The sequence below is a fragment of the Polaromonas sp. genome, assembly GCF_049790275.1.
In the GTDB taxonomy this organism is placed as follows: Bacteria; Pseudomonadota; Gammaproteobacteria; order Burkholderiales; family Burkholderiaceae_C; genus Polaromonas.
Genome location: NZ_JBAQYR010000130.1, coordinates 17,033 through 28,787, shown reverse-complemented (window position 1 = coordinate 28,787; position 11,755 = coordinate 17,033). Strand labels below are relative to the sequence as shown.

Annotated in this window: 14 protein-coding genes and 1 riboswitch; of the genes, 4 read left to right on the top strand and 10 right to left on the bottom strand. The window is 64.1% G+C overall.

The window, feature by feature from the left end; translation table 11 throughout:
• Positions 1-212: 212 nt before the first annotated feature.
• On the bottom strand, positions 213-569 hold the full coding sequence (locus WA904_RS17875) for a hypothetical protein (protein WP_425198474.1): 357 nt from the start codon (positions 567-569) through the stop codon (positions 213-215).
• Positions 570-740: 171 nt separating this feature from the next.
• On the opposite strand from WA904_RS17875, the gene WA904_RS17870 reads away from it, so the two are divergent.
• From WA904_RS17870 to WA904_RS17860, 3 genes are read left to right on the top strand one after another with little or no spacing between them, the layout of a single operon-like run.
• Entirely contained in the window at positions 741-1,043 is a 303-nt protein-coding gene (locus WA904_RS17870) for a DUF883 family protein (protein ID WP_425198473.1), read from the top strand.
• A gap of 49 nt (positions 1,044-1,092) precedes the next feature.
• Positions 1,093-1,530 (top strand): phage holin family protein, encoded by a 438-nt coding sequence (locus WA904_RS17865; protein ID WP_425198472.1) that lies wholly within the window; start codon positions 1,093-1,095, stop codon positions 1,528-1,530.
• A complete protein-coding gene (locus tag WA904_RS17860) occupies positions 1,523-1,891 on the top strand; it encodes a DUF3318 domain-containing protein (protein ID WP_425198471.1) in 369 nt (122 codons plus the stop codon). Before WA904_RS17865 ends, WA904_RS17860 begins: the two co-directional genes overlap by 8 nt.
• 119 nt (positions 1,892-2,010) lie before the next feature.
• Here the strand turns inward: WA904_RS17860 and panC are convergent, their stop codons facing one another.
• The 9 genes from panC to thiC all read right to left on the bottom strand — a co-directional run bounded on the left by panC (position 2,011) and on the right by thiC (position 10,539).
• Positions 2,011-2,853, bottom strand: a complete 843-nt coding sequence (gene panC / locus WA904_RS17855; RefSeq protein WP_425198470.1) for a pantoate--beta-alanine ligase — start codon at positions 2,851-2,853, stop codon at positions 2,011-2,013.
• A 183-nt stretch (positions 2,854-3,036) separates the two neighbouring features.
• The gene (panB, locus tag WA904_RS17850; protein ID WP_425198469.1) at positions 3,037-3,915 is read right to left on the bottom strand and encodes a 3-methyl-2-oxobutanoate hydroxymethyltransferase; all 879 of its coding nucleotides are present in this window, start codon (positions 3,913-3,915) and stop codon (positions 3,037-3,039) included.
• Complete coding sequence (bioB, locus tag WA904_RS17845) at positions 3,912-4,928, bottom strand: biotin synthase BioB (protein WP_425198468.1); 1,017 nt, start codon at positions 4,926-4,928, stop codon at positions 3,912-3,914. The genes panB and bioB overlap by 4 nt, the downstream gene beginning before the upstream one ends.
• Before the next feature lie 63 nt (positions 4,929-4,991).
• A complete protein-coding gene (panD, locus tag WA904_RS17840; RefSeq protein ID WP_425198467.1) occupies positions 4,992-5,372 on the bottom strand; it encodes an aspartate 1-decarboxylase in 381 nt (126 codons plus the stop codon).
• 13 nt (positions 5,373-5,385) lie between these two features.
• Positions 5,386-6,561: a thiamine phosphate synthase gene (locus WA904_RS17835; protein ID WP_425198466.1), complete on the bottom strand. Its 1,176-nt coding sequence runs from the start codon at positions 6,559-6,561 to the stop codon at positions 5,386-5,388.
• Entirely contained in the window at positions 6,558-7,337 is a 780-nt protein-coding gene (locus tag WA904_RS17830) for a thiazole synthase (RefSeq protein ID WP_425198465.1), read from the bottom strand. The genes WA904_RS17835 and WA904_RS17830 overlap by 4 nt, the downstream gene beginning before the upstream one ends.
• Before the next feature lie 2 nt (positions 7,338-7,339).
• Complete coding sequence (thiS, locus tag WA904_RS17825; protein WP_425198464.1) at positions 7,340-7,549, bottom strand: sulfur carrier protein ThiS; 210 nt, start codon at positions 7,547-7,549, stop codon at positions 7,340-7,342.
• Positions 7,546-8,610 carry a glycine oxidase ThiO gene (gene thiO / locus WA904_RS17820; RefSeq protein ID WP_425198463.1) on the bottom strand — a complete coding sequence of 355 codons (1,065 nt, stop codon included), beginning with the start codon at positions 8,608-8,610 and terminating at the stop codon, positions 7,546-7,548. The genes thiS and thiO overlap by 4 nt, the downstream gene beginning before the upstream one ends.
• Positions 8,611-8,637: 27 nt before the next feature.
• Positions 8,638-10,539 (bottom strand): phosphomethylpyrimidine synthase ThiC, encoded by a 1,902-nt coding sequence (gene thiC, locus WA904_RS17815; protein WP_425198462.1) that lies wholly within the window; start codon positions 10,537-10,539, stop codon positions 8,638-8,640.
• A 97-nt stretch (positions 10,540-10,636) separates the two neighbouring features.
• A riboswitch (TPP riboswitch) is annotated at positions 10,637-10,752 on the bottom strand.
• Between the two features lie 125 nt (positions 10,753-10,877).
• Between thiC and nadC the strand changes: the two genes are divergently transcribed.
• Positions 10,878-11,750, top strand: a complete 873-nt coding sequence (gene nadC / locus WA904_RS17810; RefSeq protein ID WP_425198461.1) for a carboxylating nicotinate-nucleotide diphosphorylase — start codon at positions 10,878-10,880, stop codon at positions 11,748-11,750.
• Positions 11,751-11,755: the final 5 nt, after the last annotated feature.

Below are 11,755 nucleotides of genomic sequence, written 5' to 3'. Positions count from 1 at the left end.
GCCATGACGCGCGAAGCGCGTCATGGCGGACCCAAGCGGCCGTCATGTTTGCACGCGAGAGCAGCACACACGGCCAAATGAAGCTCCCCGCCATCGCCCAGCGGGGCGAGGGAGGGGCGGGGGGAGGGAGTGGGGAGTCGCTCCTACTGCCCGGTGCGGATCAGGAACGAAGCGTGATGCCGGCGATGAAATCCGGGAGACAGCGAATCCACTCACCCCCGCTGTTGCATCTTCTCAATCCGTTCACCCATGCGCGACAACAGGTACCACCACTCGCCGTCATCGTCGCGGTAGGTGCGTACTGCCCCCGCACGCACCAGGATCTTGCGCAACTCGTCGTCGTCAAAGCCGCCCAGGTGTTTTTTGAGCACCTCGAAGGACCGGTCGGTGAAGCTTTTGTGGCTCAGGAAGTGGCGCGCGGTTTCCTCGGCCATGAATTCGGTCTTGTACTGCTGCTGCAGTGCCTGGATCTGGTGTTTGAACTGCTGCCGGTTCACGGCAAAGGTCACCAGCCCGCCCACCAGGGTGCCGAGCAGGGTGAACAGGGGGGTCAGGAGTTGGGCGTCCATGGCGGTGTCTCTCTATCTGGTCAGTGGGCCGGAATGACTGCGCATTATTGCGGTGAATCAAGGCCCGGTGGATTTTCAACCCGCTTGTGACCTCTGGCTTTCCGCTTGGACTAAACTGGAATCGGGTTTGCGCCGCGCCCGATTTTTACCACCCGCACTTGGGAGCATGCCATGGAAAACACCAGCAAAGACAAACTGATCACCGACATGAAAGTGGTCCTCGCCGATGTGGAAGACCTGCTCAAGGCGGCAACCGCCGCCACGGGCGAAACCGCCGCCGCGCTGCGCGAGAAAGCAGCAGCCAAACTCAAGCTGGCCACCGAAAAACTGACCGGCCTGCAGGAAGCGGCATTGCTCAAGGGCAAGGAAGCGGCGAAGGTGACGGACGAATATGTGCACGCACATCCGTGGAAAGCCGTGGGCATGGCCGCTGCAGCCGGTTTCCTGATCGGCTTGCTGGTCAACCGCCGGTAAACCACGCCATGGCGGGAAGCACCAGCCTGCCGGTGCACCTGCCGCAGCCATGAGCACCCCCGACCGCGCCGATACCGGCCAGCCACCGCGCCTGTTCGCGTCGCTGCGCCAGCTGGCCCTCACCGCGCTGGCCATGACGCACACGCGCTTGGCTTTGGCGGGTGTCGAGCTGGAAGAAGAACTGCAACGCCTGATCGGGCTGCTGCTGAGCCTGCTGGGCCTGCTGGTGTTCGGGCTGGTCGGCGTCCTGATCTTCACCCTCATGGTCGTGCTGGCCGTCGATCCGGCGCAGCGTGTGACCGTGCTGGCGTTTTTTGCGGCGGCGTACCTGGGCCTGGGCGGCTGGTTCTGGTGGCGGGTCCGGCACGCGCTGGCAACGCGCCCGCCCTTCCTGCAGGCGACGTTTGCCGAAATGGCGCAGGACCGCGACACGCTGCAGGCCGCGTCTGCAAGCACCACCCGCCACGACAAACATCCCCATGAGTGACGCTGCCGGTCAACGCGAACTGAGAAAACAGCTGTTGCTGGTGCGCTCGGCCACCGAGCGCGCCGAGCTGGCGCAGGCTGTGCGCGCTACGCGGCAGTCGGCCGCTACCTTCAAAAGTGGTGTCCCGGGGCTGGCCATGGGCAAGGGTTTGTCGCTGGCTCTCGGGTTGATCAAACGTGCGCCCCTGATCAGCTCGGTGCTGCCGCTGGTGCTGGCGGGCGCGCGCCGGCCCCTGCTGCGTTACGTCTTGCTGGGTGCGGGCTCGGCGCTGCTGGTGTGGAAGGGTTACCAGTGGCTGGCCGAACAGCGCGGATCAGGTGCAGAGCCTGCCGAAGACGGCCATCCACCGCTTGCCGATTGATTCTTTTCTGCAGAGCCGCGGTGGCCCTGTTCTTGCCGGCTTTCAGGTGCTACTGAATAGATAGCTGCTTGCGCCCGTCCCTATTGGGCTACAGGCACTTTTTGCATCTGGATAAAACGTCAGATTTCCAGGTTGTCGATCAACCGTGTGGTGCCCAGCCTGGCCGCACCCAGCACCACCAGCGATGCATCGGCACTTTCCGGCGGCAGCAGGTCGGCGCGGAGGCGCACGGTCAGGTAGTCGGGTTGCCAGCCGCGCGCGGCCAGCGCCTGCATTGCGGCCGCTTCCAGGGCCTCCCGCCTGGGCAGGCCCTGCACCTTGACGGCCTCCCCCAGGGCTTTGAGTGCCGTGGACAAATGGACTGCTTCGCTGCGTTCCTGTGCATTCAGGTAGCCGTTGCGCGAAGACAGGGCCAGGCCGTCGGCGGCACGCAGGGTCTCACCGGCAACGATGGAGATCGGCAGGGCGAACTGCTGCACCATGCGCTGGATGATCATCTGCTGCTGGTAGTCTTTCTTGCCGAACAGCGCAACGCCGTCCGGCTTGCCCGCGAACACGCAGGAAAACAGTTTCATCACCACCGTGCTCACGCCGACGAAAAAGCCGGGCCGGAAGTGTCCTTCGAGAATGTCGGCGAGTTCGGCTGGCGGGTGCACCTTGTAGGTCTGCGGCTCGGGGTAAAGATCGGCTTCCCGCGGCGCAAACAGCACGTCGCAGCCGGCGGCCTGCAGCTTGCCGCAATCGGCTTCCCAGGTGCGCGGGTAGGTGTCGAAGTCTTCATGCGGCGCGAATTGCAGGCGGTTCACAAAAATGCTGGCCACGGTGACATCGCCGCGGGGCTTTGCCTGGTTGACGAGGGCAATATGGCCATCGTGCAGGTTGCCCATGGTGGCGACGAAAGCCGGGCGCTGGTAGGGAGCCAGCTGCGTGCGCAGGTCGGCGATGGTATGGGCAATTTTCATGCGGTGCTATGTGAGGTTGCAGTTCAAAAGAGGCGAACTATACAAGCTGGGGGTTCCAGGTCCAGACCAGCCGGGGCCGCGGAACCGGCCTGGCCTAGCCGCAGGCGCAGCGCCCCTCCTCTTCGTCCAAGGGGCAGCGCACCGCCGTAGGCTCGCGAAGCGACAAGCGTGGGGGCCATATCCTCACCAGGCATGCAGCGCATCGACCGGGAAGCGGCCTTCCTTGACGGCACGCACATAGGCCTGCATGGCGCCGCGCACGCTGTTTTCTTCGCTCATGAAGTTGTGCACAAACTTCGGCATTTTCCCCAGGTTCATGCCCAGCATGTCATGCAGAACCAGCACCTGGCCCGCAGTGCCGACACCGGCCCCTATGCCTATGGTCGCGCAATGCGGAAGTTCTTTGGTGAGTGTGGCTGACAGGGCAGCTGGCACCATCTCCAGCACCATCATGGCCGCGCCTGCATCCTGCAATGCGTGGGCGTGGGTTTTCAGTGTGGTGGCGGCTTCTTCCGATTTGCCTTGCACACGATAGCCGCCTAACGAATGTACGGTTTGCGGCGTCAGACCCAGGTGCGCGCATACCGGAATGCCGCGCTCCACCAGAAAATGCACGGTGTCTTCCGTCCAGCCACCGCCTTCAAGTTTGACCATGTGCGCGCCTGCCTGCATCAGCACGGCGGCGCTGCGCAGGGCCTGCTCTTTTGACTCGTGGTAGCTGCCAAAAGGCAGGTCGGAAATAAGCCAGGCGGTGGCCTGCGCGCGGTGCAGGCCCCGGGCCACGCTCTCGGTGTAGTGGCGCATGGTCTCCAGCGTCACGCCCACGGTGCTGGGCATGCCCTGGCAGACCATGCCCAGGGAGTCGCCGACCAGAATGGACTCCACCCCGGCCGAATCGGCGACTGCCGCAAAGGTCGCGTCATAGGCGGTGAGCATGGTGATTTTTTCGCCCTGCGCATGCATTTCGCGCAGGCGCGGCAGGCTGATGGGCTTGCGCGAAGCCGGGGGCGGCACCGCAGGCAAGGTGCCATAAGGGCTGGCAGCCGTGGTGGCGGGCGTCATGGCTGCGCCTCGGGTGCAGAGCGTGTCATGCCCAGGCGCTCCAGCAAGGCGACATCGGCGTCGGTGTCGGGGTTGCCGGTGGTCAGCAGCTTGTCGCCGTAAAAGATCGAATTGGCGCCGGCCAGGAAACACAGGGCCTGCACCGCATCGCCCATCTGCTGGCGGCCCGCCGACAGGCGCACACGCGCTTTGGGCATGGTGATGCGCGCGACGGCAATCGTGCGCACGAATTCAAACGGGTCCAGGTCTTCCTGGGCGGCCAGCGGCGTGCCTTCGACTTTGACCAGGTTGTTGATCGGCACCGACTCGGGGTAGGGCGACAGGTTGGCGAGCTCGGCCACCAGGCCGGCGCGCTGGCGCCGTGTTTCACCCATGCCGACGATGCCGCCGCAGCAGACCTTGACGCCCGCACTGCGCACGCGCGCCAGGGTGTCGAGCCGGTCCTGGTAGTCGCGCGTTGTGATGATGTCGCCGTAGAAGTCGGGCGCGCTGTCGAGGTTGTGGTTGTAGTAATCCAGCCCGGCGCTTTGTAGCGTTTGCGCATGGCCGTCTTCCAGCATGCCCAGCGTCGCGCAGGTTTCCAGCCCGAGCGCCTTGACCGTGCGCACCAGTTCGGCCACTTTTTCAATGTCGCGGTCTTTCGGTGCGCGCCAGGCGGCACCCATGCAAAAGCGCGTGGCACCGGCGTCCTTGGCGCGTTGCGCCGCCAGCTGCACCTCATGCGGCTCCATCAGCTTGGTGGCCTCCACGCCGGTGTCAAAGCGCGCCGCCTGCGGGCAGTAGTTGCAGTCTTCCGGACAGCCGCCGGTCTTGACCGACAGCAGCGTGGCAAATTCAACACGCGTCGGGTCGAAGTTTTCACGATGCACGGTTTGCGCCTGGTGCATCAGCTCGGGAAACGGCAGGTCGAACAGTGCCTCGATGGCGTCCACGCTCCAGAGGGTCTGGGAGCTGGCCGGGACGGTCTGGCGCGGGCGGTGCAAGGTGACGGGTTGTTCAAAAACGCTGGACATGGCCTGGCTCCTGGAGGTGAGAGTCCCTTGACTCTGTCTTTTGATCGGGAAAGTGCGGCCGGCTCAGAGGCCCTGTACCGCAATCGTGGAGCGCTCTTCCCGGATGCGGTTGGCGCTGTCGACAAACACCAGTTTAGGCTGGAAGCTGGCCACCTGGTCGGCCGGCAGCTGGCCAAAGGCTGCAATGATGATCAGGTCGCCAACAGCCGCCTGGCGTGCCGCCGACCCGTTGACCGAGATGGTGCCGCTGCCGCGCTGGGCGCGTATCGCGTAGGTCACAAAACGCGCGCCGTTGTTGATGTTCCAGATGTGGATCTGCTCGAACTCGGCAATGCCCGAGGCCTCCAGCAAGTCATCGTCAATGGCACAGGAACCTTCGTAGTGCAGTTCGCACTGGGTGACGGTGGCGCGGTGGATTTTTCCGGCGAGAAGGGTGCGTTGCATGTGTCTCAAGCGCTCAAGGCGTGGGTGAAAGTGTGGGTTTGGGAAACAGGGGCGCCGTGACGGGCGGACTGCTCCGGCCGCGCCTGATGGCTTCCTGCAATTGAGCGATGGCCGCCTCAGGCGAAACGGCTGCCGTGATGGCACTGATCACGGCCACTCCGGCCGCCCCGGCGCGCGCCGCCTGTTCTGTTCGCGGCACGTCCATGCCGGCAATGCCGACAACCGGTGTCGGCAGCAGCGCGCACCAGTACGCCAGGTTGTCATTGCCCTGTGGGATCCACGGCATGGCCTTGGCCTGGGTGGGGTGGATGGGCCCACAGGCGATGTAGCTGGGCTGAAGCGCCCAGGCGCGGCAGACTTCCCAATACGCATGAGTGCTGATGCCCAGCCGCAAGCCGGCCTGGCGAATCGCGGCCAGGTCGGCAATGTGCAGGTCTTCCTGACCCAGGTGCACGCCGTAGGCGCCTTCTTCGATGGCCAGTTGCCAGTGGTCGTTGATGAAAAGTTGCGCACCGGCTTTCGTCGCCGCAGCAATCGCCTGGCGCACCTGTTGCCGCACGAACTCGCGTTGCTCCGGTTGTTCCGCCTCCTTGATGCGTAGTTGCACGGTGCGTACACCGGCGGTCACCACGCGTTCAACCCAGGCTGCGCTGTCCACCACGGCATAAAGCCCCAGGTTCGTGTCGCTGAGCGCGGCAAAGCCGCTGACCGTTGTGGGCTGCGGCAGGCTGAAATATGGCAGGTTGCTGCTGTGTTGGGAAAAACCGGCGCCGGACTCCGGCGAAGCTGCCGCCATGCAGGCCAGGACGATCGCATCGATGGCCACAAAACCTTTTGCCAACGCCTCGGTCGCACTGGCAGCAAAGGCGGAGGTATCGACGGCGAACTGACCTGCTGGCAGGCTGAGCCAGCCGCTGGCCTGCAGGGTGTCGGCATAGGCTTCGTTCTTGCCGCCGATGATCACCACGGCTTTGCACACGCGTGTGCACAAGGTTCTGGCAGCCTGTTCAACGGCGTCGCGCGTGTCCAGGGAGGTCAGGCCCAGCAGGGCGGCTGCTTCCTTGCGGTCGACGCAAAGCAAAGCGGAGCTTGGGGACGGTTGATCGCTTTGGTCCTGCAGTAGCCGTTCGATTTCTTTCGCGTGACTTGACAGGGTCCAGACCGGTGCGGTGCTGATGGGAACGGTCATAAGATGAAAGGCCGGCCGGTGACCGGCGTCGAGGCGACCGCCATGTCCTGCTGCGCCATGATGCCGGCTTCATACGCCAGTCGCCCGGCTTCGATGCCGAGCTTGAAGGCACGCGCCATCTGCACCGGGTCGCGCGCGTGGGCGACTGCCGAGTTGAGAAGCACCGCATCGTAGCCGAGTTCCATGGCCTGTACCGCGTCGGCCGGCGAACCGATGCCTGCATCCACGATCAATGGCACACCCGGCAGGCGTGCGCGCAAGGTGCGCAATGCGTAGGGGTTGATCAAACCCTGGCCCGACCCGATGGGCGCACCCCAGGGCATCAGGATGCGGCAACCGGCGTCGAGCAAACGCTGGCAGCTGACCAGGTCGTCGGTGCAATAGGGGAAAACTTCAAAACCATCACGCACCAGTTCGGTGGCAGCGGTCACCAGCTCGAACGGGTCGGGCTGCAGCGTGTGTTCATCACCGACCACCTCCAGCTTGATCCAGCTCGTGCCGAACAGTTCGCGCGCCATCTTCGACAGCGTGACGGCCTCGCGCGCGCTGCGGCAGCCGGCGGTGTTGGGCAGCAGGCGGGCGCCGCTGGCCTGGATCAGTTTGTAGAAATCATTTTGTGTGCCGCCACCGGCGGCCAGCTGGCGCTTGAGCCCGACGGTGACGACCTGCGCGCCGGAAGCTGCAATGGCCTGCTGCAGGACTTGCGGCGATGGATAACTGGCCGTGCCCAGGAAAAAACGGCTGGCCAGCTCGATGCCGGCGATTTGGAAACTCATGCCTAGCCTCCTGTGATGGCCTGAAATGTAAAAACGGCGTCGCCTTCTGCGAGCGGGGTTTTCGCGCGTTCGTCGCGGGCGACAAATTCCCCATTTACAGCGCTGGCGAAGGCCTGTGCCGGCTGGCCGGAGGCGGCCAGTGCATCGGCCAGGCTGCTGCCTGCCGGCACCTGTCGGGCTTCGCCGTTGAATGTGATGTTGATCAGTGTCATGTCAGTTTCTGCAACGTCTGCTCGACCATCGCCGGCGCAATCAGCCAGCCGTGGCGGAACAGACCATTGATGCGCACCAGTCCGGGCTCTTGTTCAACGTGCGGCAAATTATCTGGCAGCGCGGGACGAAGGTTGGTTTCCGTGTGAACCACGCGCGCCTCGGCCAGTTCGGGAATGATGCTGTGTGCCGCCGCCAGCAGTTCCACCATGCTCCGCAGCGAGATCGGCGAACGGTCTTCACTTTCAATCTCGCTGGCGCCAATGACGATATGCCCTCCAGCGCGCGGCACCAGGTAAACCCGGTGCCGGGGATGCAGCAGGCGAATCGGCCGCTGCAGCGCCACATGGGGCGCATGGAGCCAGATGACTTCGCCGCGCACACCGCGCACGCCGGGGGTGAATCCCGCGGAGGTGTCGGTGACTTGGGTGGCAGGCCGAGCGCCTGTGCCGCGCACGTCAAGCACGCAGTCGAAAGCCAGAACGCTCTGGGCTGTGTGTATCTCACCGGGGCGCAGGCGGTCCACCGTGCTTCCCCAATGCCAGCGCGCGCCTGCCGCACCGGCGGCATGGGCCAGGGCCACCATGGCCTGCACGGTGTGGATTTGCCCTTCGTGTGGCAACAGCCAGGCGTGCGCCACGCCATGCAGATCCGGCTCCAGTTCCCTCAGCGCGGCGGCCTCCAGCAACTGTGGTGCATGACCCTCAGGTGCCTTGTGTTTCAGCAGGTCCACCACGCGCCGCGCTGCGCCTTCATCGCCGCGATGCGCGAGCAGCAGGCTGCCGCGCTGGTGCAACTCGACCGGCATGCCGAGGGACGCCACGATGGTGGGCCAGAGTTCCAGCGAACGCAGGCCGAGCGCAAACACGTTTTCGTCCGCCGACTCCAGCTCGGCCGTGGGGCTGAGCATGCCGGCAGCCGTCCACCCCGCGGCGTACACGCCGCCGGCCGGCGCCTCTGGTCCCGGTGCGGGATCAAAAACCTCGACCGAATGGCCGGCGCTGGCCAGCTGGAAGGCCAGCAGCCGTCCGAGGAGGCCTGCGCCTGCGATGCCGATATGCATGGATGTGTCGCCCTTGTCAGCGTGGGTTCAGAGTTTCTGGATGGGGATGTAGATTTCGCTGCCGCCTTCGCGGAACTCGGCGGATTTTGCCTGCATTCCCTGGTCCAGGGCTGCGTTTTCCGCAATACCTTGTTGTGCCGCAAACTCGCGCACTTCCTGGCTGATTTTCATCGAGCAGAACTTCGGTCCGCACATGGAGCAGAAATGCGCCACCTTGCTGACTTCCTTGGGCAGGGTTTCGTCATGAAACTCGCGCGCGGTGTCCGGGTCCAGCGACAGGTTGAACTGGTCGTGCCAGCGGAACTCGAAGCGTGCCTTCGACAGCGCCTCGTCGCGGGCACGCGAAGCCGGGTGGCCTTTGGCCACATCGGCGGCGTGCGCGGCAATCTTGTAGGCAATGATGCCCTGCTTGACGTCGTTGCGGTCGGGCAGGCCCAGGTGTTCCTTGGGCGTGACGTAACACAGCATGGCAGTGCCGAACCAGCCGATCATCGCCGCACCGATGGCGCTGGAGATGTGGTCGTAACCGGGGGAGATGTCGATGGTCAGCGGGCCCAGGGTGTAGAACGGCGCCTCGTGGCAATGCTTGAGCTGCTCTTCCATGTTGGCCTGGATCATGTGCATGGGCACGTGGCCGGGGCCTTCGATCATGGTTTGCACATCGTGTTTCCAGGCGATCTTGGTCAGCTCACCGAGCGTGCGCAGTTCGGCAAACTGGGCTTCGTCGTTGGCGTCGGCACCCGAGCCCGGGCGCAGGCCATCGCCAAGTGAGAAGCTCACGTCGTAGGCTTTCATGATCTCGCAGATCTCTTCGAAGTGCGTGTACAAAAAGTTTTCCTTGTGGTGCGACATGCACCACTTGGCCAGGATGGAACCACCGCGCGAAACAATGCCGGTGCGGCGCTTGGCCGTCATCGGGATGAAAGGCAGGCGCACACCGGCGTGGATGGTGAAGTAGTCCACGCCCTGCTCGGCTTGTTCAATCAAGGTGTCGCGGTAAATTTCCCAGGTCAGGTCTTCGGCGACGCCGCCGACTTTTTCGAGGGCCTGGTAAATTGGGACGGTGCCGATGGGCACCGGCGAGTTGCGAATGATCCAGTCGCGGGTGGTGTGGATGTTTTTGCCGGTGGACAGGTCCATCACGTTGTCGGCGCCCCAGCGGATGGCCCAGACCAGTTTTTCGACCTCTTCTTCAATGCTCGAGGTTACCGCCGAGTTGCCGATGTTGGCGTTGATCTTGACGAGGAAGTTGCGGCCAATGATCATGGGCTCGACTTCGGGGTGGTTGATGTTGGCCGGAATGATGGCCCGGCCGCGCGCCACTTCGTCGCGGACAAATTCGGGCGTCACAAACTCGGGAAGTTGCGCGCCCATGGGGTTGCCGCGCAGGCGCTGGGCGCGCTCGGCATCACCCAGGTATTCGGCCATCCATTCGCGCTTGGTGTTTTCACGCAATGCGATGTATTCCATCTCCGGCGTGATGATGCCGCGGCGTGCATAGTGCATCTGGCTCACGTTGGCGCCGGCCTTGGCACGGCGCGGTGTGCGCTGCAGGCCCGCGGCCTGGGCGCGCAGTGCGGCAATACGCTGGACTTCCGGGTCTGACGGGTCGGTGCGGTCTTCGCGGCGGGTTCCGTCGTCGACCGCCTGCGCGGTGCGTCCGGTGTAAATTTCTGTGTCACCGCGCGCCTCGATCCAGGGTGTGCGCAGCGCCTCGAGCCCGCGGCGCACGTCGATGTTTGCGCTGGGGTCGGTGTAGGGGCCGGAAGTGTCGTACAGCGTGGCGGATTCGCCGTTGCTCAAGCTGACTTCGCGCATCGGAACGCGAATGTCCGCATGGACCTGGCCGGGCACGTAAATCTTGCGTGATGCGGGGAAAGGCTCGCGTGTCAGCGAAAGCAGTTGGGCAAATTTGTCTGGAGCGTTCATCGGGGCATCCTTTGCTGTGTGGGGTACACAAAATGCTCCGAAGGTGTGGCCAATACCAGTGCTGTGGTGTTGGTCGTTGACTGGATAGCCGGGGGGGCCGGCGGCAGTCAGCTCTTCTTACGTCGGTACGAACCGATTCAAGTTCACGGGTTTGGGTTGTTGGCCATCTCAGCTACTCGACCACAATGGCCGGCAGCACCCCGGAGCAATTGCATTCTAGTACAGGCGGTCTGAGGACCCAAATCCTTTTTCCTGTGGTGCCGATAGTGTGCTAACCGGAGGGTTCTTTGCGAAGCCGCTATGCTTGCCGCCAACATTTGCGTGAAACGACCAAAAAAATGAATGACCGGTTTGATTTTTCAGATGCCAGCATGGCGCTGCTTGCGCGCGCCGATGCAGGCCGGGCATTGGACGAAGACCTCGGTGCCGGCGACCTGACGGCCGGCCTGGTGGACTCGGCGCAGCGCAGCCAGGCTCGCGTGCTGGCGCGCGAAGCCGCGGTGATTTGCGGCCGGCCCTGGGTAGAGGCGACATTGCAGCGGCTGGACCCGCAGGCCGAACTGGTCTGGCATGTGCGTGATGGCCAGCCCTGCAGCGCCAACCAGGTCATTCTGGAGATCCGGGGAAATTCGCGAGCGCTGCTCAGCGGCGAGCGGACTTTGCTTAATTTCCTGCAGTTGCTCAGCGCCGTGGCCACGCAGACCGCGACCTATGTGCGGGCTGTGGAGGCGGTGGCGGGCAACCGCGCGCGCATTGTGGACACCCGCAAAACCCTGCCCGGCTTGCGGCTGGCCCAAAAATATGCGGTGCGTTGCGGCGGCGGCAGCAACCACCGCATCGGGCTGTACGACGCGGTGCTGATCAAGGAAAACCATATTGCGGCTGCCGGTGGCGTCACGGCTGTTTTGCAGCGTGCTGCCGAAGTGGCTGCCCGGGCAACTTTTGTCGAGATTGAGGTCGAGACCCTGGCCCAACTGGAGGAAGCGCTCGCTGCAGGTGCCCAAATGATTTTGCTCGACAACATGGACCTGGTGCAGCTTCGCGAGGCGGTGCGTATCACGGCAGGCCGGGCGATTCTGGAAGTGTCGGGCGGCGTCGGGCTGGACACGGTGGCCGGCATTGCCGCCACCGGGGTGGACCGCATTTCCATCGGGGCCCTGACCAAAGACATCAAGGCGATTGATTTTTCCATGCGTTTTACGCAGCTGTGAGGCCC